The organism is Zavarzinia marina (genome assembly GCF_021568905.1).
GTDB lineage: Bacteria > Pseudomonadota > Alphaproteobacteria > Zavarziniales > Zavarziniaceae > Zavarzinia > Zavarzinia marina.
Map to the genome: position 1 here is coordinate 96,918 of NZ_JAKGSB010000002.1, position 26,233 is coordinate 123,150.

Annotated in this window: 26 protein-coding genes; 13 read left to right on the forward strand and 13 right to left on the reverse strand. The window is 68.2% G+C overall.

Translation table 11 applies throughout. From position 1 onward, the window contains the following. Positions 1-84 precede the first annotated feature (84 nt). The 3 genes from L2U69_RS06260 (at position 85) to L2U69_RS06270 (ending at position 3,377) form a co-directional block, all read left to right on the forward strand. Entirely contained in the window at positions 85-1,251 is a 1,167-nt protein-coding gene (locus L2U69_RS06260) for a phosphoserine transaminase (RefSeq protein ID WP_236105934.1), read from the forward strand. Positions 1,252-1,371: 120 nt separating this feature from the next. Further along, complete coding sequence (gene serA / locus L2U69_RS06265; protein WP_236105935.1) at positions 1,372-2,952, forward strand: phosphoglycerate dehydrogenase; 1,581 nt, start codon at positions 1,372-1,374, stop codon at positions 2,950-2,952. A 179-nt stretch (positions 2,953-3,131) separates the two neighbouring features. After that, entirely contained in the window at positions 3,132-3,377 is a 246-nt protein-coding gene (locus tag L2U69_RS06270; RefSeq protein ID WP_236105936.1) for a hypothetical protein, read from the forward strand. A 54-nt stretch (positions 3,378-3,431) separates the two neighbouring features. On the opposite strand, the gene thiD is transcribed toward L2U69_RS06270, so the two are convergent. The 9 genes from thiD to L2U69_RS06315 form a co-directional block, all read right to left on the reverse strand. Next, positions 3,432-4,244 carry a bifunctional hydroxymethylpyrimidine kinase/phosphomethylpyrimidine kinase gene (gene thiD, locus L2U69_RS06275; protein WP_236105937.1) on the reverse strand — a complete coding sequence of 271 codons (813 nt, stop codon included), beginning with the start codon at positions 4,242-4,244 and terminating at the stop codon, positions 3,432-3,434. Continuing rightward, positions 4,241-5,593 (reverse strand): phosphoglucosamine mutase, encoded by a 1,353-nt coding sequence (gene glmM / locus L2U69_RS06280; protein ID WP_236105938.1) that lies wholly within the window; start codon positions 5,591-5,593, stop codon positions 4,241-4,243. Before glmM ends, thiD begins: the two co-directional genes overlap by 4 nt. A 42-nt stretch (positions 5,594-5,635) precedes the next feature. Next, entirely contained in the window at positions 5,636-6,640 is a 1,005-nt protein-coding gene (folP, locus tag L2U69_RS06285) for a dihydropteroate synthase (RefSeq protein WP_236105939.1), read from the reverse strand. 139 nt (positions 6,641-6,779) lie between these two features. Beyond that, positions 6,780-8,714: an ATP-dependent zinc metalloprotease FtsH gene (ftsH, locus tag L2U69_RS06290; RefSeq protein WP_329605371.1), complete on the reverse strand. Its 1,935-nt coding sequence runs from the start codon at positions 8,712-8,714 to the stop codon at positions 6,780-6,782. A gap of 115 nt (positions 8,715-8,829) precedes the next feature. After that, positions 8,830-10,071 carry a tRNA lysidine(34) synthetase TilS gene (tilS, locus tag L2U69_RS06295; RefSeq protein ID WP_236105940.1) on the reverse strand — a complete coding sequence of 414 codons (1,242 nt, stop codon included), beginning with the start codon at positions 10,069-10,071 and terminating at the stop codon, positions 8,830-8,832. Then, positions 10,055-10,969, reverse strand: coding sequence for a tol-pal system protein YbgF (gene ybgF / locus L2U69_RS06300; RefSeq protein ID WP_236105941.1), 915 nt, complete (start codon positions 10,967-10,969; stop codon positions 10,055-10,057). Before ybgF ends, tilS begins: the two co-directional genes overlap by 17 nt. Before the next feature lie 195 nt (positions 10,970-11,164). Continuing rightward, positions 11,165-11,656, reverse strand: a complete 492-nt coding sequence (gene pal / locus L2U69_RS06305; protein WP_236105942.1) for a peptidoglycan-associated lipoprotein Pal — start codon at positions 11,654-11,656, stop codon at positions 11,165-11,167. A gap of 254 nt (positions 11,657-11,910) precedes the next feature. Continuing rightward, positions 11,911-13,227, reverse strand: a complete 1,317-nt coding sequence (tolB, locus tag L2U69_RS06310) for a Tol-Pal system beta propeller repeat protein TolB (RefSeq protein ID WP_408065807.1) — start codon at positions 13,225-13,227, stop codon at positions 11,911-11,913. Between the two features lie 218 nt (positions 13,228-13,445). Then, positions 13,446-13,769 carry a chorismate mutase gene (locus L2U69_RS06315; protein ID WP_456243234.1) on the reverse strand — a complete coding sequence of 108 codons (324 nt, stop codon included), beginning with the start codon at positions 13,767-13,769 and terminating at the stop codon, positions 13,446-13,448. Between the two features lie 235 nt (positions 13,770-14,004). On the opposite strand from L2U69_RS06315, the gene L2U69_RS06320 reads away from it, so the two are divergent. After that, on the forward strand, positions 14,005-14,814 hold the full coding sequence (locus L2U69_RS06320; RefSeq protein ID WP_236105943.1) for a TetR/AcrR family transcriptional regulator: 810 nt from the start codon (positions 14,005-14,007) through the stop codon (positions 14,812-14,814). Positions 14,815-14,821: 7 nt separating this feature from the next. Here the strand turns inward: L2U69_RS06320 and L2U69_RS06325 are convergent, their stop codons facing one another. Beyond that, entirely contained in the window at positions 14,822-15,430 is a 609-nt protein-coding gene (locus L2U69_RS06325) for a TetR/AcrR family transcriptional regulator (RefSeq protein ID WP_236105944.1), read from the reverse strand. A gap of 132 nt (positions 15,431-15,562) precedes the next feature. On the opposite strand from L2U69_RS06325, the gene L2U69_RS06330 reads away from it, so the two are divergent. The 4 genes from L2U69_RS06330 to L2U69_RS06345 are packed head-to-tail and all read left to right on the forward strand — an operon-like array spanning position 15,563 to position 19,123. Then, a complete protein-coding gene (locus L2U69_RS06330) occupies positions 15,563-16,645 on the forward strand; it encodes a DUF1214 domain-containing protein (protein WP_236105945.1) in 1,083 nt (360 codons plus the stop codon). Positions 16,646-16,674: 29 nt separating this feature from the next. After that, a complete protein-coding gene (locus L2U69_RS06335) occupies positions 16,675-17,829 on the forward strand; it encodes a sulfotransferase family protein (RefSeq protein WP_236105946.1) in 1,155 nt (384 codons plus the stop codon). Positions 17,830-17,845: 16 nt separating this feature from the next. Then, positions 17,846-18,628, forward strand: a complete 783-nt coding sequence (locus L2U69_RS06340; protein WP_236105947.1) for an SDR family oxidoreductase — start codon at positions 17,846-17,848, stop codon at positions 18,626-18,628. A 21-nt stretch (positions 18,629-18,649) separates the two neighbouring features. Further along, the gene (locus tag L2U69_RS06345; RefSeq protein WP_236105948.1) at positions 18,650-19,123 is read left to right on the forward strand and encodes a nuclear transport factor 2 family protein; all 474 of its coding nucleotides are present in this window, start codon (positions 18,650-18,652) and stop codon (positions 19,121-19,123) included. A gap of 69 nt (positions 19,124-19,192) precedes the next feature. Here L2U69_RS06345 and L2U69_RS06350 read toward each other — a convergent pair whose 3' ends face one another. Then, the gene (locus tag L2U69_RS06350) at positions 19,193-21,211 is read right to left on the reverse strand and encodes an autotransporter family protein (RefSeq protein WP_236105949.1); all 2,019 of its coding nucleotides are present in this window, start codon (positions 21,209-21,211) and stop codon (positions 19,193-19,195) included. Positions 21,212-21,482: 271 nt separating this feature from the next. On the opposite strand from L2U69_RS06350, the gene L2U69_RS06355 reads away from it, so the two are divergent. The 4 genes from L2U69_RS06355 (at position 21,483) to L2U69_RS06370 (ending at position 24,166) form a co-directional block, all read left to right on the forward strand. Next, on the forward strand, positions 21,483-22,670 hold the full coding sequence (locus L2U69_RS06355) for a BaiN/RdsA family NAD(P)/FAD-dependent oxidoreductase (RefSeq protein WP_236105950.1): 1,188 nt from the start codon (positions 21,483-21,485) through the stop codon (positions 22,668-22,670). Between the two features lie 39 nt (positions 22,671-22,709). Next, the gene (gene arfB, locus L2U69_RS06360; protein WP_236105951.1) at positions 22,710-23,135 is read left to right on the forward strand and encodes an alternative ribosome rescue aminoacyl-tRNA hydrolase ArfB; all 426 of its coding nucleotides are present in this window, start codon (positions 22,710-22,712) and stop codon (positions 23,133-23,135) included. Between the two features lie 93 nt (positions 23,136-23,228). Continuing rightward, positions 23,229-23,858: a PadR family transcriptional regulator gene (locus tag L2U69_RS06365; protein ID WP_236105952.1), complete on the forward strand. Its 630-nt coding sequence runs from the start codon at positions 23,229-23,231 to the stop codon at positions 23,856-23,858. A gap of 8 nt (positions 23,859-23,866) precedes the next feature. Beyond that, a complete protein-coding gene (locus L2U69_RS06370) occupies positions 23,867-24,166 on the forward strand; it encodes a DUF2218 domain-containing protein (RefSeq protein WP_236105953.1) in 300 nt (99 codons plus the stop codon). Here L2U69_RS06370 and L2U69_RS06375 read toward each other — a convergent pair. Together L2U69_RS06375 and L2U69_RS06380 are read right to left on the reverse strand one after the other, a co-directional pair. Further along, complete coding sequence (locus L2U69_RS06375) at positions 24,150-24,839, reverse strand: LrgB family protein (RefSeq protein WP_236105954.1); 690 nt, start codon at positions 24,837-24,839, stop codon at positions 24,150-24,152. The two genes, L2U69_RS06370 and L2U69_RS06375, sit on opposite strands and share 17 nt — an antisense overlap. Then, entirely contained in the window at positions 24,829-25,242 is a 414-nt protein-coding gene (locus tag L2U69_RS06380; RefSeq protein ID WP_236105955.1) for a CidA/LrgA family protein, read from the reverse strand. The genes L2U69_RS06375 and L2U69_RS06380 overlap by 11 nt, the downstream gene beginning before the upstream one ends. A gap of 94 nt (positions 25,243-25,336) precedes the next feature. Here L2U69_RS06380 and L2U69_RS06385 point away from each other — a divergent pair, with 94 nt between their 5' ends. Next, entirely contained in the window at positions 25,337-26,218 is an 882-nt protein-coding gene (locus L2U69_RS06385) for a LysR family transcriptional regulator (protein ID WP_236105956.1), read from the forward strand. Positions 26,219-26,233 lie beyond the last annotated feature (15 nt).

The window sequence follows — 26,233 nt, forward strand, 5'->3', positions numbered from 1 at the left end:
GACTTGGGAAAGCGGATGGATAATGTCGCCGGCGGGTCACGTCCCCCCACCGGGACGCTGCTTATCTGGAAGGATAAGTCAAACATGACAAAGCCTGCTATTCGTCCGGCCTGCGCCCTGTTTTCCTCGGGCCCCTGCGCCAAGCGCCCCGGCTGGACCACCGCCGCCCTCGACAATGCCCTGACCGGCCGCTCGCACCGCGCCAAGCCCGCGAAGGCGAAGCTCCTGAAGGCGATCGAGGATACCGCCCGCATCCTGAAGGTTCCGGCCGACTACAAGATCGGCATCGTCCCCGCGTCCGACACCGGCGCGGTGGAGATGGCCATGTGGTCCATGCTCGGCGCCCGCGGCGTCGACATGATCGCCTGGGAAAGCTTCGGTTCGGGCTGGGTCACCGACGTCGTCAAGCAGCTGAAGCTAGCGGACGTGCGCAAGCTCGAAGCCGATTACGGCTTCATCCCCGACCTCACCCAGGTCGACAAGACCCGCGACGTGGTCTTCACCTGGAACGGCACCACCTCCGGCGCCCGCGCCCCGAACGGCGACTGGATCGCCGACGACCGTGAAGGCATCACCATCTGCGACGCGACCTCGGCCGCCTTCGCGATGGACCTGCCCTGGCCGAAGCTCGACGTCACCACCTTCTCCTGGCAGAAGGTGCTGGGCGGCGAAGCGGCCCACGGCATGCTGATCCTGTCGCCCCGCGCCGTCGAGCGGCTGGAGAGCTATACCCCGGCCTGGCCCCTGCCCAAGATCTTCCGCATGACCAAGGGCGGCAAGCTGATCGACGGCATCTTCAAGGGCGAGACGATCAACACCCCCTCCATGCTCTGCGTCGAGGATTATCTCGATGCGCTGGCCTGGGCCGATTCGGTCGGCGGGCTGGACGGGCTGATCGCGCGGTCCGAGAAGAACCTCTCGGTCATCGAGGCTTTCGTCGAAAAATCCGACTGGGCCGGCTTCCTGGTCGAGGACAAGGCGATCCGCTCCTGCACCTCGGTCTGCCTGAAGGTGGTCGATCCCTGGTTCGCCGGGCTCGACGACGCCGCCAAGGCCGACGTGCCGAAGAAACTGGCCGCCCTTCTCGACAAGGAGGGCGTGGCCCTCGACATCGGCGCCTATCGCGATGCCCCGCCGGGCCTGCGCATCTGGGCCGGCGCGACGGTCGAGGCGTCCGACCTCGAAGCCCTCATGCCCTGGCTCGACTGGGCCTACGGCGAAGTGAAGGCCGCGGCCAAGGCCGCCGCCTGATCACTTCCCACACATACAGCGTCGCCCCGGCGAAGGCCGGGGCCCTCATCCGCTTCCACACTCTTCTCCCAACCAGATCCCGGCTTTCGCCGGGATGACGAGCTACCTCAAGGTGCCCCCATGCCCAAGGTCCTCATTTCCGACAAGCTGAGCCCCGCCGCCGCCCAGATCTTCCGCGATCGCGGGGTCGAGGTGGACATCAAGACCGGCCTTTCGAAGGACGAGCTTCTCGCCATCATCGCCGACTACGACGGCCTCGCCATCCGCTCCAACACCAAGGTGACGGCCGAGGTGCTGGCCGCCGCGACCAAGCTGAAGGTGGTCGGCCGCGCCGGCATCGGCGTCGACAACGTCGACATCCCGGCCGCCACGGCGCGCGGCGTCGTCGTCATGAACACGCCCTTCGGCAATTCGATCACCACGGCGGAACATGCGATCGCCATGATGTTCGCCGTCGCCCGCGACATTCCCGCCGCCAATGCCTCCACCCAGGCCGGCAAGTGGGAAAAGAACCGCTTCATGGGCGTGGAGCTCTACGCCAAGACCCTCGGCCTGATCGGCGCCGGCAACATCGGCTCCATCGTCGCCGACCGCGCCCAGGGGCTGAAGATGCAGGTCGTCGCCTATGACCCGTTCCTGACCCCGGAACGCGCCCTCGAGATGGGCGTGACCAAGGTGGAGCTGGACGAGCTGTTCGCCCGCGCCGACTTCATCACCCTGCACACGCCGCTGACCGACGGCACCCGCAACATCATCAACGCGGACTCGATCGCGAAGATGAAGGACGGTGTGCGCATCATCAATTGCGCGCGCGGCGGCCTGATCGTCGAGGAAGACCTCCTCGCCGCCCTGAATTCGGGCAAGGTGGCGCGCGCCGCGCTCGACGTCTTCGCGGTCGAGCCGGCCAAGGAGAACATCCTCTTCGGCAACGAGAACGTGGTCTGCACCCCGCACCTCGGCGCTTCCACGACCGAGGCGCAGGAGAATGTGGCGCTTCAGGTCGCGGAGCAGATGTCGGCCTATCTGGTCGACGGCGCCGTTTCCAACGCCCTGAACATGCCCTCCGTCACGGCCGAGGAGGCGCCGCGCCTGCGTCCCTACATGAAGCTGGCGGCCCAACTCGGCTCGCTGGCCGGCAAGCTCTCGGCCGAGGTCGGCATCCGCAAGGTGACGATCGAATACGAAGGCAACGCCGCGAAGCTGAACACCCGGCCCCTGACCGCCATCGCGCTGCAGGGCCTGCTCGGCCCGATCATGCCCTCGGTGAACATGGTCAATGCGCCCGTGATCGCAAAGGAGCGCAACATCGCCGTCGCCGACACCAAGCTGGAAGCGGCCGGCGACTATCAGACCCTGATGCGCATCACGGTCGAGATGGACGGCAAGACCCGTTCGGTCTGCGGCACGCTCTTCGCCGACAGCCATCCGCGCATCGTCTCGATCAAGGGCATCTCGGTCGAGGCGGAGGTGACGCCGCACATGCTCTATGTCACCAACCACGACAAGCCGGGCTTCATCGGCGCGCTGGGCACCATCCTGGGCGATGCCGGCATCAATATCGCCACCTTCAACCTGGGCCGCGCGGTCGCCGGTGAAGAAGCGATCTGCCTCGTCGCGGTGGACGGCGCCATCCCGGCCGACGTGGTCGAGAAGGTCCGCGCCATCCCGCAGGTCAAGCAGGCCCAGGCCCTCGATTTCTGAGGGCTCCGGCCGTCCCTTACGGCGCCGCCGCCGGACCCGCGACACCCCCGCCCGACCGGCGGGGGTGTTCCATTTCTGCCGCATTGCAAAAAACGATTGTGCGATGCGACAAAATGAATATTGCCGCCTCGCGCTCACGCCCTACCTTAAGGGCATGTAACGAGTACGAGGTTAAGTCCATGACCTTCCTGCGCCTCTTCGCCATTCGCGCCGATGCCGCCCTCTTCGCCAATCCGGCCGCCCGTCTGGGCTGGGCCGTGCTCGGCGCGGCGCTCGGCCTGTGGCAGGGCCCCGTGGCCATGATCGCGCTGACCGGTGCCCTGATCGCGGTGTCCGAGATTCTCGGCCACATCGCCCGCCGCCCGGCCGCGCCCCGCGTCGCCCGTACCGGCGAGCTCTCCTTCGCCCACGCCCGCCACGCCTGACGCGAGACGGAGCCCTCCCGACGAGATGCCGGCCTTCGCCGGCATGACGCGATATCAGGAAAACGGCCGCACCGTATGGCCGTGGTTGAGCGGGCCGTGGCCCTGGCCGAGACCGGGGGCGGTCGCGAGGGCCTTGCGGACATAGGCGCGGGCGCGGCGCACCGCCGTCACCAGATCGAGCCCCTGGGCGAGGCCGGCGGCGATGGCGGAGGCAAGCGTGCAGCCGGTGCCATGGGTGCTGCGGGTCGCGATGCGGGGATCGTCGAAATGGACGAGACCTTCGGCCGAGACCAGCACGTCGCGCACCAGATCGCCCGCCAGATGGCCGCCCTTCAGCAGGACGGCGCCGGGCCCGAGGGCCAGCAGATCGAAGGCGGCCGCATCCATCTGGGCCACCGTCTCGACCGGACGGCCGAGGAGGACCGAGGCTTCGGGCAGATTGGGCGTGATCACACGCGCGCGCGGCACCAGGCGTTCGCGCAGCGCCGCCACCGTCGCGTCGGTGGTCAGGCTGGCGCCGCCCTTCGCCACCATCACCGGATCGACCACCAGATCGCGCGGCGCGCTGGGCCGGGCCAGACCGGCCAGCACCGCATCCACCACTTCGGGCGAATGCAGCATGCCGGTCTTCACGCAGTCGGCACCGATATCATCGAGGCAGACCGCCATCTGTTCCGTCACCGCCCGCGGCGGCACGTCGACGATGCCGTGCACACCCAGCGTATCCTGAATGGTGAGCGCGGTGATCGCGGTCATGGCATAGGCGCCGAGCGCCGTCACCGTCTTGATGTCGGCCTGAATGCCGGCGCCGCCGCCCGAATCCGAACCGGCGACGATGAGGACGCGGCCCATTTTCCGCTCGTTCATGATGCCACGCGTTCCAGGGCCTGAACCACTTCGGCGACCGAGCCTTCGACCAGATTGGGGTCCTCCCCCTCCGCCATCACGCGGATCACCGGTTCGGTTCCCGATTTCCGGATCAGCAGGCGGCCCGATTGGGCGAGACGCGCCTCGACCGCCGCGATCGTCGCCTTCACGCCGCCGTCCTCCAGCGGGTGATGACCGTTGGCGGCGAAGCGGACATTGCGCAGGACCTGGGGCAAGGGCTGGAAACGGCGGCAGACTTCGGATGCCGGGCGCCCCGCCTCCACCACCATGGCGAGGACCTGGAGGGCGGCGATCAGCCCGTCGCCGGTGGTGGCGAAATCGGACAGGATGATGTGACCCGACTGTTCCCCGCCGACGTTGAAACCCTGGTCGCGCATGCGCTCGACCACATAGCGGTCGCCCACAGCCGTCCGCGCCATCGAAAGGCCGAGACGCGCCAGGTGCCGCTCGAGGCCGAGGTTGGACATCACGGTGGCGACGATGCCGCCGCCGCGCAGCCGTTCCGTGCGCTGGAAATGTTCGGCCACCACGGCCATGAGCTGGTCGCCGTCGACCACCTGACCGGTCTCGTCCACCAGGATCAGGCGGTCGGCGTCGCCATCCAGCGCGATGCCGATATGGGCGTCATGGGCGAGCACGGCCTGGCGCAGCGCCTTGACGTGGGTCGAGCCGCATTCGCGGTTGATGTTGAAGCCGTCGGGCGCGACGCCGATGGCGATCACTTCCGCGCCCAATTCCCACAGCACCGTGGGCGCGACCTTGTAGGCGGCGCCATGGGCGCAGTCGACGACGACCTTGAGCCCGTCCAGCTTCATGCCGCGCGGGAAGGTCGCCTTGGCGAATTCGATGTAGCGCCCGGCCGGCTCCTCGAGGCGCTGGGCCCGGCCGAGGGCCTTGGGTTCCGCCTTCTCGATACCGCCCGCCTCGATCATGGCCTCGATCTCGCGCTCGACCTCGTCCGAGAGCTTGTAGCCGTCGGGCCCGAACAGCTTGATGCCATTGTCCTGATAGGGATTGTGGGAGGCGGAGATCATGACGCCCAGATCGGCCCGGAGCGAGCGGGTGAGCATGGCGACCGCCGGCGTCGGCATCGGCCCGACCAGCATGACGTCGATGCCGACGGCGACGAAGCCGGCCTGCAGCGCCGCCTCGATCATATAGCCCGACAGGCGGGTGTCCTTGCCGATGACGACCCGGGGGCGCGGCCCCTCGCCCCGGAACAGGCGGCCGGCGGCGAGCCCGACGGCCAACGCCAGTTCGGGGGTCATGGGGTCCATGTTGGCGGTGCCGCGAATACCGTCGGTGCCGAACAGTTTGCGTGCGGTCATGTGATGCTCTCGGGGGTGCTCTCGTTTGCGCGCTCAGGCGATTCAGACATCACTTATAGCCAAGGCGGCCCATAATTTCACCGCCTGCACGGTTTCCGCCACATCGTGGACGCGGAGGATCGCCGCCCCCCGGTCGAGCCCCATGAGGGCGACAGCGAGCGAACCGGGCAGACGCGCATCGGCCGGCATATCGCCCCCGCCCCTGTTTCCGGCGATACGCCCGATGAAACTCTTCCGCGACACGCCGAGCAGGATCGGCAGACGCAGCGCGTGGAGCGCATGAAGGCCGTCCACCAGGGCTGCATTATGCGCCACGGTCTTGGCGAAGCCGATGCCGGGGTCGACGATCAGGCGATGGCGCGCGATCCCTGCCGCCACCGCCCGGGCGCAGGCCGCCGCCAGTTCCGCCACCACCTCGAAGCGAAGGTCGTCGTAACGGGGCGCCTGCTGCATGGTCGCGGGCGTGCCCCGCGCGTGCATCAGCACCACCGGACAGTCGGCCGTGGCGAGGAAAGGCGCCGCCTCGGGATCATGGCCAAGGGCGGAGACGTCGTTCACGATGGTCGCGCCGGCCGCCAGGGCCGCCTTCATCACCGCCGCCTTGCGGGTATCGACGGATATCGGCACGCCCAGCGCCTTCGCCCCCGCGATCACCGGGCAGACCCGGTCTATCTCTTCCGCGATCGAAACCTCGGCCGCGCCGGGGCGCGTGGATTCGCCGCCGATGTCGAGGATATGGGCTCCCGCCGCGACCAGCCGTTCGGCCTGTTCTATGCCGGCCCGGCCGAGGAAACGGCCGCCGTCCGAGAAACTGTCGGGGGTGGTGTTGACGATGCCCATGATCCGGGGCGGCCCGGGATCCGGATAGGCCGGCGCCGCATCGAGGGGCAGAAGGCGGCGGGCGACGGTCCCGTCCGGTCCCCGTACCGCTTCCTCGTGATGGCCGTGGGCGAGCGCGGCGCCGAGCGGCAGGGCGAGTCCGGCCGCCACCATCCGCCGCGCGTCTTCACCGCGCAGCAGCCCGGCGGGGGAGATCTGAGGGGTCATGGGCGTTCCCCCTCACCCCGCTTGTGGGGAGAGGGCCGGGGTGAGAGGAAAAAAACCGGCACGGAGAGCAGGCCCCAAAAGAAACCGCCCCGGCCGAGGCCGGGGCGCAAGTCTCGTCCCTCCGGAGAGGGGTGTGTCATCAGGCGCCCGGCGCCGGTTCCGGGCGGATGCCGGGGCCGCCCCGGTCGTCCGCCGGTTTGCCGGTCGGCGGCACGGCGGATCCCGTGCCCATGTCCGGCGGCGGCTCGTTCGAGGTGGTCTCGCGGTAGATCTGCTCGCCGCGCAGCAGGGCGCGGATCTCGTCGCCCGACAGGGTCTCGTATTCGAGAAGACCCTTGGCCAGGATTTCCAGATCGTCGCGCTTCTCGGTCAGGATGCGGCGCGCGGTGGCCAGCGCGTTGTCGACCAGCTTCTTCACCTCGGCGTCGATCTTCTGGGCCGTCGCCTCGGACACGTTCTGGGTGCGCGAGACGGAGTGGCCGAGGAAGACTTCCTCCTGATTGTCGCCGTAGGCGACGGCGCCCAATTCGTCCGACAGGCCCCAGCGCGTGACCATGTTGCGCGCGAGCTGGGTCGCGGCGGCGATGTCGCTGGAGGCGCCGGAGGTCACCTTGTCATAGCCGAACACCAGTTCCTCGGCGACGCGGCCGGCCATGGCGATGGCGAGACGCGAGATCATGAATTCGCGGGTCAGCGACAGCTTGTCCGATTCCGGCAGCTGCATGACCATGCCGAGGGCCCGGCCGCGCGGGATGATCGTCGCCTTGTGGATCGGATCGGCCGACGGCACGTTCAGGCCGACGATGGCATGGCCGCCCTCGTGATAGGCGGTCAGGCGCTTCTCTTCGTCGGACATGACCATGGAGCGGCGCTCGGCGCCCATCAGGACCTTGTCCTTCGCCGCCTCGAACTCGGCCATGGAGACGATGCGCCGGCCCTTCCGCGCGGCGAGAAGCGCCGCCTCGTTCACCAGATTGGCGAGATCGGCGCCGGAGAAGCCGGGCGTGCCGCGCGCGATCACGCGGGCATCGACGTCGGCGCCCACGGGCACCTTGCGCATATGGACCTTCAGGATCTTCTCGCGGCCCATGATGTCCGGGTTCGGCACCACGACCTGACGGTCGAAGCGGCCGGGACGCAGCAGCGCGGGGTCGAGCACGTCGGGGCGGTTGGTGGCGGCGACCAGGATCACGCCCTCGTTCGCCTCGAAACCGTCCATCTCGACCAGAAGCTGGTTCAGGGTCTGCTCGCGCTCGTCGTTGCCGCCGCCGAGGCCGGCGCCGCGATGGCGGCCGACCGCGTCGATCTCGTCGATGAAGATGATGCAGGGCGCATTCTTCTTCGCCTGTTCGAACATGTCGCGGACGCGGGAGGCGCCGACGCCGACGAACATCTCGACGAAGTCGGAGCCCGAGATGGTGAAGAAGGGCACATTGGCCTCGCCCGCGATGGCGCGCGCCAGCAGGGTCTTACCGGTGCCCGGCGGGCCGACCAGCAGGGCACCCTTGGGAATACGGCCGCCGAGACGCTGGAATTTCTGCGGATCCTTCAGGAAGTCGACGATTTCTTCCAGCTCTTCCTTGGCTTCGTCGATGCCGGCGACGTCGTCGAAGGTGACGCGGCCGTGGCGTTCGGTCAGAAGCCGGGCCTTGGACTTGCCGAAGCCCATGGCCTTGCCGCCGCCCGATTGCATCTGGCGCATGAAGAAGATCCAGACGCCGATCAGCAGCAGCATCGGGAACCAGGAGATCAGCACGTCCAGCAGGGTGGGGCCACCCTTGTCCTCCGCCTTGGAGGCGACGTCGACGCCCTTGTCCAGAAGGCGCTGCACCATCTGCGGATCGTTCGGCGCGATGGTCGCGAAATCGCGGCCGTCCGACGTCCGGCCATAGACGGTGTCGCCCTGGATGGTCACCTGGGTGACGCGGCCCGCCTCGACCTTGGAGACGAACTCGGAATAGGAGATGGTGTCGCCGGCCTTGCGGCCAGACGGGCTCTGGAAGGCGTTGAAGAGCGCGAACAGCAGCAGCGCAATGACGACCCACAGAGCGAGATTACGGCCAGGCAGATTCACGGGGCATAACCTTTCCAACCGGCCCATGCCGGTATGCCACGGCAACCGCGGCGATTCCTACGCCTGTCATAAGTAATGCCTCCAGGCCGGTAAACAACTCCTGACGGGCGCGGGTTCATAACATATTTTCTAAACAATAGCGCAGTTGGACGCCCAGGGGAGTCCCGAAATCGAGCGCCGGCACCGCGATCAGGTCACCATCCGCGAATACCGCCGGCAGGACTCGCCGTTCCGCCGCCGGGCAGGCGCGCAGACCTTCGGGCTTCCGCGCGCCAAGCGCCGCGATGGTCACGGCCCGCGCCCCCGCCGTCACCCGGAAACGGCGGTCCCAGACGCCGCTGGCGCCCGGCAACAGCACGAGGTCGGGCCCGAGGTCGCGGGCCTCGCGGAGCGCCGTGATCTCCGCCCCGCCGGCGAGGAAGCGGCAGCCGCCGAGGGTCGCGCCCGGAAAACCGGCCGCGGGCGCGGCAGACAGCAGTGCCGCCAGCCGGTCGAGACGGTCGCGCCGAGGCGGATGGTCGTGGCCGCCGACGGCCCGGATCAACCGGCCGAGGGCACGTTCGACCAGGGCCGCCGGCTCGTCCGCGAAGGCCCGGGTGTCGATCCGGGCGACGCCCCAGGGCGACAGGCGGAAGGCGCGGCGCGCGATACGGTCGACCACGGCGGCGATGGCATCGCGGTCGCGCCCGAGGCGGGCCGCCGTCGCCGCGAGACCGGCAGCGTCCAGACCGAGGTCGGCGATCGCCCGGCGCACGGCGACCCGGGCGAAGCGCGGATCGTGGTTCATGGGATCGTCCACCGGGTGGAGCCCCGCCGCGCGCGTCAGTGCCGCCAGGTCCGCCCGCCCGATGGCGAGCAGCGGCCGCAGCAGGCGGATGCCGTCGCGCGGCACCGAAGGCGCCATGGCGGCGAGCCCATCGAGGCCGCTACCGCGCTGGAGGCGCAACAGCAGGGTTTCCGCCTGATCGTCGCGGCTGTGGCCGGTCGCCAGCGCCGGCACGCCCCGGGCCCGGCACCATTCGCTCATCAGGGCATAGCGTTCCGCGCGCGCCGCCGCTTCAAGCCCGCGCCGGGGCAAGGGCCGGGCCGGGCGCAGCACGGTGGCGCCATGACCGCGCGCCCGCGCCAGATCGGCGACCGCCGCCGCCTCCGCCGCCGCTTCGGGGCGAAGGCCATGATCGACGGTCAGGACATGGAGCCGGCTTCCGGCACCGCGCGCCCAGGCTTCGGCCACGAGCAGCAGGGCGAGGCTGTCGGCCCCGCCGGAGACCGCAAGCGCGAGCGCCTGCCCGGGATCGAGCGCGTCGAGCGCCGCCCGGCCGCGCGCCAGGACGACGTCGTCAGCCGCAGTTGCCATCCCGGAGCCCGCGTTCGGCACGGCTCTTGATGGTGGCGGAGGCGTCGGGATAGCGGCTCGGCAATTCGCCCAGAACCTGGCAGCCGCGATCCTTCTCGCCCATCTGGACGAGGCTGATGCCGAGCTTCAGGAAGGTATCCGGCGCCTTGGCGCTTTCGGGATAGGTCTTCACGCCGGTCAGGAAGGTCTGGGCCGCCGTGCGGAAATCGCCCCGGGCATAATAGGTCTCGCCCAGCCAATATTGCGCGTTGGCCGCCAGACGATCGCTGCCGAAGCTCGCCAGGAAGGATTTGAGACTGGCTTCCGCCTGCAGATATTCGCCCTTGCGCAAGAGGCCGAGAGCGGCGTCATAGGCGGCGAGCGCCTGGGGCGAGGAATTCGACGTGCTGGGCGTTCCCGTCGGCGCCGGCGCGGCGGAGGGGCCCGGCGAAGGGGTCGGCGCGGGCGCGGGCGAAGCCGTTCCAGGCGCAGGAGCCCCGGGCGAAACCATGCCGGCCGTCTCGGTGCCGGGCGCCGCACCTGCACCGCCGGCCAGAACCCCGGTCGCCTGTTCCAGCCGGTTCAGGCGGAAATCCACGTCGTCCTGAAAGCTGCGCATGGCGGCCTGGTTGCGGTCGGCCGCATTCTGGGCTTCTTCGACGAGACCGGTCAGGCGGCGGATTTCATCCTCCAGCGCCGAGAGCCGCAGGTCGAACTGCGCGGTGGCGGAGGCCGGCAGCGATCCCTGTACCAGGCGCAATTCGGTGGCCTGCGCCGAAACGTCCTCCAGGCGCTGGCTCAACGCGCCCAGATTGGTGCCGCCCTGCGCCCAGGCCGCGCCGATACCCGCCCCGGCGGCGGCAAGGCCGACGGCCGCGGCGACGAGCGGGCAGGACAGGGGGCGGGTCAGACGACGCATTGTTCGGATCCTCGAATCGACCATGCCGGCGGCACCGGTAGTGTCGGAACTCTAGATGAAGGACGACCTGGGCGAAAGAATGACACTGGCGCGACGGACGGGCGGCCCCGTCCGTCGCGCCAAGAAGAAACCCGCTCCGGCTGGGCCGGAGCGGGTCTCGATCATCCGAAACGGGAGCCGCGGCGCGGCGCCGGATCAGTTGACGCGGCTGAAGCCGCGGCGGTTCTGGGCCCAGGAGGTCTCATCCGAACCGACCGCGAAGGGACGGTCCTTGCCGTAGGAGATGACCTGCAGGCGGCTCGGGTCGACGCCCAGGGAGATCAGATAGGCGCGGGCCGAATTGGCGCGGCGTTCGCCGAGCGCCAGGTTGTACTCGCGGGTACCGCGTTCGTCGCAATGGCCTTCGATCGTCAGGGTCACCGACGGATACTTGGCGAGCCAGGCGGCCTGGGACTGCAGGGTGGCCTGGCCTTCGGGGCGCAGGTTGTACTGGTCGTAGTCGAAGAAGACGCTGTCACCGGCGGTGACCGCGAGATCTTCCTGCGAGCCCGGGACGATGGAGCTGGTCACCGCGCCGCCGCCGGTGCTGCCGGTGTCGGTGGGCGCTTCGGACGACTTGCAGGCCGAAACGATGAACAGGGCGGCGACAAGGCTGGCGATCTTGAAGCCGGGATGAGTGAAGCGCATAGCAGTTGAACTCCTGAGGGTGCCGCGCTGTCGATGCGCGCCGGGATGCCAAGAGGATCTCGCTCGACGGGCACCCTAGCATCCCGCATCTGCGAAATCCACTGCCCCCTGGGCGCGGAAAGGCGCGGTCATATGGTTATCACCGTACCGCGAGGCCGACTAGTGCGGCGTTGCAACACTGTGCCATATTTACAAGACGCATGAATGCCATGATGCGACGATTACGCGAGTGCGTGTGAAGTGGTGAATCGCTCTCAGGGATTGAGGGGAGACCAGGCCGGATCGGAACCGTCCTGGGGCGTGGGCAGCAGACGCAGGTTGAAACCCGTCACGTCCACCGTATAGAGCTTCACCGTGCCCGCGGCGCCGGGCGACTGGCGGAAGAAGGAGATGACGCGGCCGTTGGGCGCCCAGGTCGGGCCCTCGTCGAGGAAACTCTCGGACAGGATGCGTTCGCCGGTGCCGTCGGGGCGCATCACGCCGATGGAGAAGCGCCCGCGCGAAATCTTGGTGAAGGCGATCAGATCGCCGCGGGGCGACCAGACCGGCGTCGCATAGCGCCCGTCGCCGAAGGAGATCCGCTTGCCGCCGCCACCCGACGCGCTCATGACGTAGAGCTGCTGGCCGCCGCTCTGATCCGAATTGTAGACGATCTGGCTGCCGTCCGGCGAATAGGAGGGCGAGGTGTCGATGGCGGGGCCCGACGTCAGACGGGTGATCCGGCGGGTGCGCAGGTCGACCGTATAGATGTCCGTATTGCCGTCCTTGGCCATGGACATGACGACCTTGTTGCCGTCGGGCGAGAAGCGCGGCGCGAAGGTCATGCCCGGGAAATCGCCCAGGACTTCCTGCTGCCCGGTGTCGATGTTGAACAGATAGACCCGCGGCTTGTCGTTGAAATAGGACATATAGGTGATGGTCTGATCGCGCGGGGAGAAGCGCGGCGTCATCACCAGATCCTTGCCCGAGGTCAGGAAGCGGTTGTTGGCGCCGTCCTGGTCCATGATCGCGAGACGCTTGATGCGCCGGTTCTTCGGGCCCGATTCCGAGACATAGACGATGCGGGTGTCGAAATAGCCGTCCTCGCCCGTCAGCCGCTTGTAGATGGTGTCGGCGATGATGTGGGCGACCCGGCGCCAGTTCGCCGAATCGGCGGTGAAGGCCGTGCCCGTCATCTGCTGCTCGGCCTGGGTATCCCAGAGCCGGAATTCGAACACCACCTTGTTGCCCTGAGGCACGACCCGCCCGGCGACCAGGGCATCGGCACCGGCGCCGCGCCATGCCGTCAGCGCCGGCTGGCCCTGAATCTGTTCGGGGGTCTGGGGATAGACGCCCGCGGAAATCGGACGAAACAGGCCGGAACGTTCGAGATCGGCGGAAACCACCGCCGAGACCTGGGCACCGAGGTCGCCGCCGGCGAAGCGCGGCACGGCGATCGGCATCGCCTCGCGGGTGCCTCTATTGAGGGTGAATTCCTCCGCGCCGGCCGGGAGCGCGGCGAGCGACGACAGCACGAGCCCGAGGCCGAGCAGCACGGCGCGGAGCACGCCGCCCCTGCGCCTCGCCCTCACGTCCCCGGCGGCCTTCACGTCTTTGGCCGTCTTCACGGAAATCCCTGCGCAATGCCCGGTCATCATGTCATCCGTCGCGATGGTTCGCCGAATCAGTCCAGCCGAAGCTAGGTGGGAAAAATGGCAAACCCTTGACCGAGGCGCCAGCGATCGCCCCGCGCGCGAATGCGATTGCCGCCACCTGTTGCCCATTCGACTCGGTGGCCGTCGGCGGGCCGTCAGTCGGTCGCGGCGTCGGCGATGGCGCGGTGGTGGCGGATCACTTCGCCGACGATGAAGTTCAGGAATTTCTCGGCGAATTCGGGGTCGAGGCGCGCCTGTTCCGCCCGCGAGCGCAGGCGCCGGATCTGTCGCGCCTCGCGCTCGGGATCGGCCGGTGGCAGGCCGTGCTCGGCCTTCAGCGCCCCGACAGCCTGGGTACAGCGGAACCGTTCCGCCAGCATGTGGATGAGGGCGGCATCGATATTGTCGATACTGTCGCGCAGGCGCTGGAGTTCCGGCATGATCTCCGCCGTCCCGTCGCCGCCGGCCGCGCCCGTCACGCCCGTCCCCGCTTCATGCCTTTATCCCTCTTCATTCCCGGCTTCTCTCCATGCGCATCCCCTCCTCACATTTTCTCCTTGCCGGGCCGCGTCGCGCCCCGGATCCGGGTGTCGGCCCGGCGTGCCGCCTACGCTTGCCGAAATGTGCCGTTATCGCAAGCCCGCGTCGGGCGGCCGCTATTGCCGCCAAAGACGAACCCAAATATCCTTTGCCGGAATGATTGAGGACAGGGCCTTGACGGAGACTTCGGACGCCACCCAGCGGCGCGAAGCGGGACGACACGACGCCGCGAAGGGCGTGGACGGCGACGCGCCGCAGGCGGAGGCGCCGGCCCCCGGCACCCCGAAGGGCCTGCAGGCGGCCCGCGCCGGCCGGCGCCGCCTGGGCGTGGTGCTGAAGCCCGCGGCGCAGGCGCGCAGCCGCAACAAGCTCGAGAAGCTGCTGGAAGTCGGTCACGCCATGATGATCGAGGTCGGCTTCGACCGCATGCGCGTGGTCGACATCGCCGAGCGCGCGGGCTGTTCCACCGGCGCCTTCTACCAGCGCTTCGCCGACAAGGACGCGCTGCTCGAGGCGCTCGCCCAGCGTTTCGCCGAACGGGCCTGGACGATGCTGGACACCATGCTGGTGCCGGAACGGTTCGAGGGCCAGCCCTTCGCCCTGGTCGTCCGGCGCATGCTGGTGGTCATGGTGCGCCTCGCCAGCGCCAATGCCGTCCTGCTGCGGGAAGTGGTGCGGGCGGCGTTGCGGGACATGGGCGCCTGGACCTATTTCACCGACATGCGCGACCATCTGAAGGCGCGGCTGATCGAGGTCGCCCGCCAGCATCCGGAAGTCGCGGACCGGGGCGATCCCCACGGCCCCATTCACCTGGCGGTCGAGATCATCCTGTCGACCCTGATCAGCCGGTCGCTCGCGGACCAGCAGGTGATGGGCATTTCCGACGACGATCTCGCCGCCGAACTGGCGACGGTGATGATCCGCTACCTCGAGCTCGAGGACGCGCCCTGGGATCCCGCCCTCTCGCCCTCGATCGAGGATTGATCGAAGCCTAGCGGGGCACCGCGCCCTTCAGGAAGATCTCGACGCCGGCGCCGATCCAGGCCGCGATCTCGGCGTCCGTGGGCGGTTCGCCGGAGAGCATGGCGTAGCGCGTCAGGTCGGCGAACACCATCGACAGCAGCATGGCCGCCGCCCGCCGGGGATCGTCCAGGCGCAGCCAGCCCGCCTCGCACTGCCGGGCCAGCCAGCGCCCGACGGCGGCGATGATCTTCTCGTGCCCCTCGCGGTAATAGGCCGTCACCATCTCCGGCACGCGCATCATCTCGGTCGTCGCCAGGCGATTGGCGGCGAGGCCCGGCGCCGACAGGCCGTAGCCCGCCAGTTCGGTTAGAAGCCGGACCAGTTCCGGCGCCAGATCCTCCGCCCGCGCGACGACATAGGTATCGAGCCCGGGCAGCATCAGCGCCATGAAGCTCGAAATGACGTCGGCCAATATGTCCGTCTTGGTCTCGTAGAAGCGATAGATGGTCTTGGTCGAGACCCCGGCCGAGCGGGCGATATGGCCGACCGAGGCGGCGGCGAAGCCCTCGGTCATGAATTCGGCCCGCGCCGCGTTCAGGATCGCCTCCCGCACATCCGCCTCGTCACGTCTCGCCACCCTCGTCCTCCGCTACGCCACAGATTCCCCTTGACGGGAAGATCCCCCCGACGAAGACTGCCGCCAAGGAAAACAGAAATTTTCCATTTTCGCCAGACCCGGACGCAGAAGCCGAGAGGCAGAGGAGGAAACATGACGGAAGGGGTCGAGGACCGCATCCTGAGCGGTGAAGCCTGGCAGGATTTCTGCCGGACCATCGCCAATGCCGGCAATGTCATCCTGCGCGAGACGGCGCCGGGCACCGTGCTCGACCGGGCGGAGGGCATCCGCTACATCTCCCGCCTCACCCGCGCCTTTCTGGAATCCGCCGTCGAATATGCCGATCCGGATTTCCCGGCGCTGCGCCGCCTCGCCCATGAGACGGTGAAGATCGGCGCCGACAATCCGGACAACGTCTATCTGGCGGCGACGGTCGCGGGCGACCGCGACTATCGGATCACGGGACGGCGCGGCACCATTTCCTATTTCTCCATCGGCTCCAAGGCGAACCGCTATGCGATCGACGGCACCATGGCCTCGACCGGGGAGTTGAACGACAAGGATCTGGCGATCGGCCCGGACGGCCGTTTCGAGATCGTCGCCAGCGCGACGCCGAAGCCCGGCAACTGGCTGCCGCTGGCCGAGGACAGCACCCTGCTGGTCGTCCGCCAATCCTATCTCGACCGCGAGACGGAGGTGCCGGGCGAATATTCGATCGCATGCATCGGCGGCCCCGAGACGCCGCCGCCGCTGCCTGCCGCGCATCTGAACGACGCCCTGCAGAAGGCCGGCATGGGGGTGATGGGCACCGCCTTCATCTTCGCGCAGTGGACGGAACTCTTCATGTCCCGCCCGAACGAACTGCCCGACTGGGGACAGGCGATGTTCCAGAAGGCGGGCGGCGATCCCGACATCTTCTATCTGCACGGCTATTGGCACATCGGCCCGGACGAGGCCTGGGTGATCGAGACCGAGGTTCCGGACTGCCCCTATTGGAACTTCCAGCTCAACAACTGGTGGATGGAGAGCCTGGACTACCGCCACCACCGCATCTGGGTGAACAAGCATACCGCCGACCTGAACTCCGACGGCACGCTGACCCTGGTGATCGCGCCGCGCGACCCCGGCTTCGGCTGCTGGATCGACACCGCCGGCCACGACCGGGGCACTGCCCTGCTGCGCTGGCTGGGCGCGAAGGACCACCCGCTGCCGCGCTGCCGCGTCGTGAAGATCTGAAGAATAAGCGATCCGAGGAGGAAACACCGATGGCCGAACCCCTTTCGGTCGACGCCCTGATGGCCCAGGCCCGGAACGAGTCGGGTCTCGAGGATTTCGGCGATCCCTGGTTCCTCGAGCCGCTGAACCGCCTGGTCGCCTCCCTGAACGCGGAAGGCGATCTCTCGGAGATGGGCGGCTTCATCCAGAGCGGCAACATCAGCAAATATCTGGGCGAACGCCTGCGCAAGATCCAGCTCTTCAAGGACCATCCCGAAATCGCCGACGAGGTGGTGACGGTCCGGGCCGAGATCGTCGGCCTGCCGCGCACCGGCAGCACCATGCTGCACCGCCTGCTCGCCTGTTCCGAGGAACTGACCTCGACCTTCTCGTGGGAACTGCTGAATCCCCTGCCCTTCCCGGGCGAGAGCGGCGACGGCCCGAGTCCGCGGATCGAGGCGGCGGAACAGATGACCCAGATCTATCTGGCGACCATGCCCGAGATCGCGGCGATCCATCCGATAGACCCCGTCGGTTACGAGGAGGACGTGCTGCTGCTCGACCGTTCCTTCATCTCGACCGGTTACGCCACCATGCTGAAGGTGCCGAGCTACGACGCCTTCCTGCTCGACTTCGACCAGACCCCGGCCTACCGCGAATTGAAGGACTGGCTGAAGATCCTGCAATGGCAGGCGCCCGCGCGCCGGGGCAAGGACTGGCTGCTGAAGTCGCCCCATCACCTGACCGCCCTGCCGGCGCTCTTCGCCGTGTTTCCCGAGGTCAAGGTGGTGATGACCCATCGGACCCCGGTGCAGACCGTGCCCTCCTATGCCTCCATGGCGGCGGCGCTGACCCGGCCCAATACGGACGCCCTGGTACCGGAGGCGATCGGCCCCTTCTGGGTCAGGCGCTTCAGGCGCTCGCTCGGCGAAGTCGTGGCGCTCCGCGAACAATATCCGGACCGTTTCATCGACGCCCGCTACGAGGACGTGCAGCGCGACCCCGTGGGCGAGGCGAAGCGCGTCTATGCCGCCCTCGGCCTTCGCTTCGGCGCGCCGGAAGAGGCGGCCATGCGCGACTGGCTGGAACAGAACGCCCGCGACCGCCATCCCGCCCATCACTATTCGGCGGCGGAATTCGGCCTGACGGCCGAGGCGCTGGAGACGGATTTCGCCTTCTACATCGACGCCTTTCTGAAGAACTGAGCAGGGGGAGGTTACAATGCTGCTGCAGGACAAGGTGGTGATCGTCACCGGCATCGGCCCCGGCATGGGCGCCAAGATGGCGCGCGACGCCGCCGCCGCCGGCGCCAGGGTGGTGATGATGTCGCGTTCCGACTTCATCATGAAGGACGTGGTGACCGAGATCGAGGCGGCGGGCGGCACCGTCACCGCCGCGCTCGGCGACGTCGCCAAGCCCGAGGATTGCGAGCGCGTGGCCAAGACCGCGATCGACACCTACGGCACCATCGACGGGCTGATCAATTCCGCCTACTACCACCCGCCCATGGTGCCGCTGCTCGACAATGACGCCGACGACCTGCGCCAGGCCTTCGACGTCATCGTCGGCGGTGCTCTGAACATGGTGCGCGCCGTGCGCCCGACCATGCAGGCCAAGGGCAAGGGCGCCGTGGTCAACATCGGCACCATGGCCGACCGGAAGCCCATGGCGGGCGAAGGCGGCTACGTGCTGGCCAAGGGGGCGCTGGCCGCCCTGACCCGCCAGCTCGCGCTCGAACTCGGGCCCGAGGGCATTCGCGTCAACATGACGGTCATGGGCTGGCTGGGCGGGCCCGCCACCGACATGTTCTTCGAATGGCGCGCCATGTCGACCGGCAAGACCAAGGAGGACGCCGTGGCGGAGGCGACCGCGCGCATCGCGCTGGGCAGGATCCCGCCCGACGACGAATGCGGCCGCGCCGCCCTGATGCTGCTGTCCGATTACGCCGTGCAGATCTCGGGCGCCATGCTCGACGTCAACGGCGGCGAATACATGCCCGCCTGATCCCCAGGGAAGGAGAGAGCCATGGCCCTGCGCCTCGAGGACATGGAGCTGATCAAGCAGCTCAAATACAAATATTGCCGCGCCATCGACACCTGCGATCTCGAACTTCTCGAAAGCCTGCTGACGCCGGATGCCGAGGTCGACTATCAGGGCGGCATCTACCGCTTCAAATACGAGGGGCGGGACAATGTGATGCAGGCGATCAAGGAAGCCTTCAGCCCGGAACTCGTCTCCAGCCACACGGTCCATCACCCGATCATCGACATCCATGACGACGACACCGCCGACGGCCATTGGACCCTGATCGACTGGACCCTGAGCATCGCCTTCCAGAACACGGTGGTCGAGGGCAGTTCCTTCTACGTCGACAAATACGTGAAACTCGACGGCAAATGGCTGATCCGGAAGGCGACCTATACCCGCCTGTTCGAGCGCGTGCACCAGATCCCGGACGCCAATCTGACCGCCCATCTGCTGGGCAGCAAGGCGGTCTGATCCGATCGCCGCAAAGGCAACGGCCGCCCGGATCGCTCCGGGCGGCCGTTTCCGTTCGAAGGCCCCGCCCTAGAAGGCGACGCGGGTCCGGAAGGTGACGAGGTGGTTGGTATAGTCCTCGTTGCCGAAGATGCCCTCGTAGTCGAGGCCCATGGCGAAATCATAGGTCACGGGGAAGCTGAGACCGCCGCCCAGCCGGGCATAATTGCGGTCCGGATTGGCGTTCCGCGTGGCGAGCGTGGTGCCCGTCGCGATGACCTGCTGGTTCACGGTCAGCGCGTCGTCCAGATATTCGTGGACCCAGCCGGCCGAGGCCCGGAGCAGAACCGTATCGGCGAGGATATAGGACGGCACGCCCATTTCCGCGCCGAGACCGACCTCCGTGGTCAGGGAGTCGGACGAGAAACCCGACACCGTGCGCGCCCCGACGCCACCCGTCTCCGAGAAGCCGTCGACCGACGAGGCGTGGTAGCGCAACTCGACATAGGGTACGAAGGCGAGAGTCGCCCCCTCGACGTCCGACGGCATGTCGAAGCGATAGCCGGTGCGAAGCAGGGCGCCGAAATCCGACGAGTCGATGTCGGCCGAGAACCGGTTGGCGCCCGCCACGCGATCGCTCTCGTTGGCCAGCCAGGAATAGCCGATGGTGGCGTCCACCGTCAGATTGTCCAGGAGAGTGGCGCCGCCATAGGCGAGCAGGGTGACGCCATTGCCGTCCGCGTTGGATCCGCCGTCGTGGGCATCCGACGAATAGCCCGACCAGCCGAGACCGATGCCGACGATGGCATTGTTCACCACGTCGCCCCCGGACACGAGTTCGTAGTCGATGCCGGCGGTGATGGCAAAGCCGGTGATGTCCTGGCCGAGGGCTCCGCCGCTGGTGCTGAGCTTGCTGCTGCTGACCGAGCCGGTCAGGAAGGCGCGCAGGCCCGAGACGCCGAACATGTTGCTGGCCATCGTATCGCCCGACGCCGCCCCCATCGCGTAGGGCGCGCCGTCCATCATGGATGCGACCGTCGACAGGGTGGAGGTCTCGCCGCCGCCGATGCGGCCGGTCATGCGCAGGCCGATGTTGCGGAAGTGCTCGTTGGTGACGAGCAGCGGCATGTCGACATAGAGCGGATAGATGTCGGTCTGGGTGCCGCCGAGCGCCGAGCCACCGACGCCGGCGAAGGCGAAGATGAAGGTGTTCTGATCGTCGGCCGCATTGCCCCCGGCGCCGGTCGCCTGACCGAGCGAGAAGACTTCCGCCCCGACGGCCCGCAGCGCCTCGAGCGCCTCGGCCTCGTTGGCGGCGGCACCGTAGAAGATGGTGAATTCCTTGGTGTCGCCAACGGCCAGATTGCCGAAGCTGAAATCGAAGGTGGCGCCGTGATCGGCCGGGCCGTCATCGACGAAATTCGAATCCTGCGGTGCCGTGATGTTGCCGGTCGCCACCAGCGGGCTGCCGTCGGCGAAGCCGTTGTCGCTGGTCGCGACGATGTCGGTGGCCGGCAGGCCCTGGATGGTGACGAATTCGGAGAATTCGGTGGGCGGGATATCCCAGTCCATGGCGCGGCGATAGCGCAGGTCGCCGATGTCGGCCGTACCCGTGTTCTCGATCGCCACGTCGACGGCATAGAGCCGGGCATCGACGCTGGGATGATAGTCATGGGTGACCTGAAGGCCGAGCGGGCTGCCCGCGACGCTGACGTCGACACGGGAGACGGCACTGTCGCCGGTCGAGCGCGGATCGGTGCCGGTGCCCGAGACGGTCAGAGTGGCGCCGCTCAGGTTGGCGTCGCCGAAGCTCTCCCCCGCCTTGCCGAAGAATTCGGCGCCCGAGCCGGCAGTGGTGAAATCCGCCACGCCCCAGCCTTCGCAGGCACAGCCGGGCGTCAGGGCATCCTGCGCGCCGAGAGGTGACGGCAGGAAGGTGAGACCGACACCGCCGGTCACCAGATTGCCTTCGGCATTGACGCCGAGCGCGACCGTACCATTGTCGATGATGGCCTGCGCCGACGCCTGGCCGGCCAGCAGGCCCGCGCCGAGCATCAGCACCGGCAAGGAGACCGCGGCGGTCAGCATTGAACGCTTGAATACAGACATTGAATTCCCCCCTCGACATGGGAAACCATCCGGCCCAGGCCGGCTTCGAAACCCAATCGAACTGACATACTGAATGCGGCGCTGGCCCCCCCGGACCTGATCACCGTCGGCACTAGCATTGAGCAATGATCCGCGACAAATCAATACAATTTCCGATTTCGGGAAGACGGGCTCAATCCCCGGTGGCACAACCGCCCTCGGGTGCCGGAAATTCCACGTATCGGCGCGAATTCCACGTGACGGATGCGAGCCATGCATACAATCACGGGCCATGACCACGACCCGTCCCATCGAAAGTGATTCGATCGTCATCGGCGCGGGTGCCGCCGGCCTGTTCTGCGCGGCGACGGCGGGCGGACGCGGCCGGCGCGTGGTGGTACTCGAACACGGGCCGAAGCCTGGCGCCAAGATCCTGATTTCGGGCGGCGGGCGCTGCAATTTCACCAATCTCGACGCGGGCCCCGACCGCTTCCTGTCGGCCAATCCGCATTTCTGCAAATCGGCGCTGAGCCGCTATGACCAGCATGATTTCGTCGACATGGTGCGCCGCCACGGCATCGCCTTTCACGAAAAGACCCTGGGGCAATTGTTCTGCGACGGCTCGGCGCGCGAGATCCTGGCCATGCTGCTGACGGAATGCGCCGTGGGCGGCGTCGACATCCGCCTGTCGCACCGGATCACCGAGGTCGGCCATGACGGCAGCCGCTTCAGGGTGGCGACGGAACGCGGCACCTTCCTCGCCCCGCGCCTGGTGATGGCGACCGGCGGCCCGTCGATCCCCAAGATGGGGGCCACCGCCTTTGCCCATGACGTGGCACGACAATTCGGCCTTCGCGTGGTGGAACCGCGCCCGGCCCTGGTGCCCTTCACCCTGGATGCGACGGAACGGGCCTGGACCGTGCCGCTGTCGGGCGTTGCCCTCGGTGCCCGCGTCGCCTGCGGCAAGGCACGCTTCGACGAGGCCGTGCTGTTCACCCACCGCGGCCTGTCGGGCCCCGCCATCCTCCAGGTTTCGTCCTATTGGCAGCCAGGCGCGGCGATCACCCTGGACATGGCACCGGGCACCGACACCCTCGCCTTCCTCAAGGACCGCAAGGACGCCCGCCCGAAGGCGGAAGTGCGGAGCGTGCTGGCGGAAATCCTGCCGGCCCGCCTTGCCCAGGCTCTCGCGGGGGAACAGCACCGCCCGATCGGCGAGACCGGGGACAAGATCCTGCGCAATCTTTCCGAGCGGATTTCGCGCTGGCGCGTGGTGCCCGACGGAACCGAAGGGTTCGCCAAGGCCGAGGTCGCGGCCGGCGGCGTCGACACGCGGGATCTGTCGTCCCGCACCATGGAGGCCAATGGGGTGCCCGGCCTTCATTTCATCGGCGAGGCGGTGGATGTCACCGGCTGGCTGGGCGGCTATAATTTCCAATGGGCGTGGTCGAGCGGCCATGCCGCCGCAACCGCGTTCTGAGCGCCCCATATTCAGAACGCCCCACATTCAGATCGAACGATGGCCCCGATCCGCATCACCCACCGCATCACCATCGACGATGGCGAGATCCTGGAGAGTTTCATCCAGGCCTCGGGGCCGGGCGGGCAGAACGTCAACAAGGTCGCCACCGCCGTCGAACTGCGCTTCGACGTCGCCCGTTCCCCCTCCCTGCCGGAGGGCGTGCGCCAGCGCCTGATCGCGCTCGCCGGCCGGCGCATGACCCAGGACGGTGTCCTGGTCCTCTTCGCGCGCCAGCACCGCACCCAGGAGCGCAATCGCGCCGATGCCCGCGAGCGCCTGTTCGAGCTGATCCGCAAGGCGAGCGTGGTGCCCGTCACCCGCCGGCCGACCCGCCCCACCCTCGCCTCCAAGCAGCGCCGCCTGACCCGGAAGGGCCAGCGCGCCACCGTCAAGAAGGACCGGCGCCGCCCCGATCTCGAATGACCCGCATCGGGCGATCGGTTTTTCTCGCTTGAATTCGAGTGCAATTAGATATATCCAAACTTCGACATATCGAAACAATGTCGGAGAATGAAGATGCGTTTCAACAGAGAGAGCGGCCTGTGCCGCCAGGATAGGGGCCGCCATGAAAGGGGCCGCCACGACAAGGGATGCGGCGACAGCCGGCGCTTCGCCCGGGGCCGGGACGATTTCGGCGATCACGAGCGCGGCGGGCGCGGCCGTCACGGCGGCGGCGGACGGCGCGGGCGCCGGTTCTTCGATCACGGCGAGTTGCGCCTGGTGATCCTGGGCCTGCTGGCGGAGAAGCCGCGCCACGGCTATGAGCTGATCAAGGCGATCGAGGATGCGGCCGGCGGCCAATACAGCCCGAGCCCGGGCGTGGTCTATCCGACCCTGACCCTGCTCGAGGAGATGAACCAGGCCGCCATCGTCGAGAGCGAGGGCAGCCGCAAGCTCTATGGCGTCACCGAGGAAGGGCGCGCCCAGATCGACGCCAACAAGGGCGCGGTCGATGCCCTCTTCGCCCGCATGGCGGAAGCCAAGGCGATCCACGGCGACGGTCCGCCGCCCCAGATCATCCGCGCCATGGAGAACCTGAGGATGGCGCTGCGCCTGAAGCTCGCCGCCGGCAAGCCCGACGAGGAGCAGGTCCGCCTCGCCGCCGCCGCGATCGATGCCGCCGCCCTCGAAATCGAGAAACTGTGAGGATGCCGATGATCCAGTCCAGGGCCATGGTGGCGACGGCGTCGGGCCGGCGCTACCTCGGGCAATTGTGCAAGCATTTCGCCCATAAGATCCCGACCGAACTCGACCTCGACGCCGGCAACGGGCGGATCGACTTTCCCTTCGGCACCTGCCGGCTGAAAAGCGACGCCGAGGGCCTGCGCCTCGACGCCGAGGCGGCCGACGCCGACACGCTGGAACAGGTTCAGCAGGTGATCGAAAGCCACCTGATCCGCTTCGCCCACCGCGAAGACCTGACCATGACCTGGGCCTCTACCCCAGCGTCATGATCAGCGCGGGCGCGACCGCGACATTGGCGAGCCCGGCGAGGATCATCACGAGGCCGGCGACGGAGCCTTCCTCCGCCCCGACCTCCCGCGCCTTGGCGACGCCGGCACCATGCGCCCCCATGCCGAACAGCGCGCCCCGCGCCATCGAGGAGCGCAACGGCAGGAGTTTCAGGAGCAGATCGCCGAGCGCCGCCCCGACCACGCCGGTGATCATGACGAAGACCGCCGTCAGCTCCGGCAGCCCGCCGACATGGCCCGAGACATTCATGGCGAAGGGCATGGTGACGGAACGCGGCAGCAGGCTCTGCCGGAGTTCGGGCGCGAGGTCGAGGGCGCGGGCCAGCGCGTAACCGCTGGCGACCGCGATCAGGCTGCCCACGGCGACGCCGACGGCAAGCGGCAGCCAATGGCGCCGGATCACCGCCCGCTGATCGTAGATCGGCAGGGCGAAGGCGACGGTCAGCGGCCCGACCATGGCCATCAGCCAATGGCTGCCCAGCAGATAATCGCCATAGCTGGCATGAAGGGCGACGGCGAGCAGGATCAGCACCACCGGCGTCGTCAGCAGGGGCGAGGTCTGCCACCCCGGACGGCGGCGATAGAGCGCCCGGCACAGCAGATAGGCGGCGACGGTCGCCGCCGGCCAGAACAGGATCTTCGCTTCAACGGGCATGATCGGCGCCCGAACGCGCCATCAGGCGCTGCACCAGTTCGACCGTCAGGGCCGTGCCGGCCATGACCAGCAGGGTGCCGACCAGGATCAGCAGGAAGATCTTGGCGCCGAGCAGGCCCAGGAATTCCCCATGGTCCAGCAGGCCCATGACCGCCGGCACGAAGAACAGCAGCATGTCGCCCAGCAGCACGTCGGCGCCGCGCCGCACGCTGCACGGGCCGATCCCCCGGGCCAGCAGCAGGCCCAGCATCAGCAACATGCCGATCACCCCGCCCGGCACCGGCAGGCCGATGGCGCGCACGGCCGCATCCCCGAGCCACCAGAAACCGACGATCAGCCCGAGCTGGACCAGACGGCTGCGGTGGAGGATCCGCTGGGACGAGAGGAGGATGCGGCGCGGCATGACGGGTTTCCTTGCGACGATCCTTATCTTGGCGCGCCGGCCCTATAGATAAAATGAATTGTCGGAATGAAATTTATTCCATATTGGAATGAGAATGCAGCTTCGCACCCTCAGGATCTTCGTCGAGGTCGTCCGCCAGGGCGGTTTCTCCGCCGCGGCCAAGGTGGTCTTCGCCACCCAGCCGACCGTGAGCAAGGCCGTCCAGCAGATGGAGGACGAGTTGGGCGTCATCCTCCTCGACCGGACCGGCCATCGGCCGGTGCTGACGGCGGCGGGCGACATCGTCTTTCGCCGCGCCCAGGCGATCCTGGCGGCGCGCGAGGACATGCTGCGCGAGATCGACGATCTGCGCGGCCTGCGCCGGGGCGAATTGCGCCTGGGCCTGCCGCCGCTGGGCAGCGCCGAACTCTTCGCCCCGCTCTTCGCCGCCTATCGCCAGCGCTATCCCGGCGTCGAGATCCGCCTGGTCGAACATGGCGCCAAGCGGCTGGAGGCGATGCTGCTGGGCGGCGAGATGGAGATGATCGCCACCCTGCTGCCCCTCGACGACGCCTTCGCCTGGCAGGCGGTGCGGCGCGAACCGCTGGCGGTGCTGATCCCGGCGGACCATCCGCTGGCCGGACGCCCGCGCATCGGCTTCGCCGATCTCCGCGAGACCCCTTTCATCCTGTTCGAGGGCGGTTTCGCCCTGAACGCGGTGATCACCGCCGCCTGCCAGCGCGCCGGCTTCACCCCGGTCGAGGCGGCGCGCAGCGCCCAGGTCAGCTTCATCTGCGCCCTGGTCGCCGCCGGCCTCGGCTGCGCCGTGCTGCCCCGCATGATCGCGGAACGGCGCGAGCAGACGGGCGTGCATCTGGCGGAACTGGACGCGGAGGGGGTCGACTGGCACATGGCCCTGGCCTGGCGCCGGGGCGGCTATCTCTCGGATGCGGCGCGGGCCTGGCTGACGCTGGCGCACGGGATCTACGGCGCCTGAGCATCGACCGGCGAC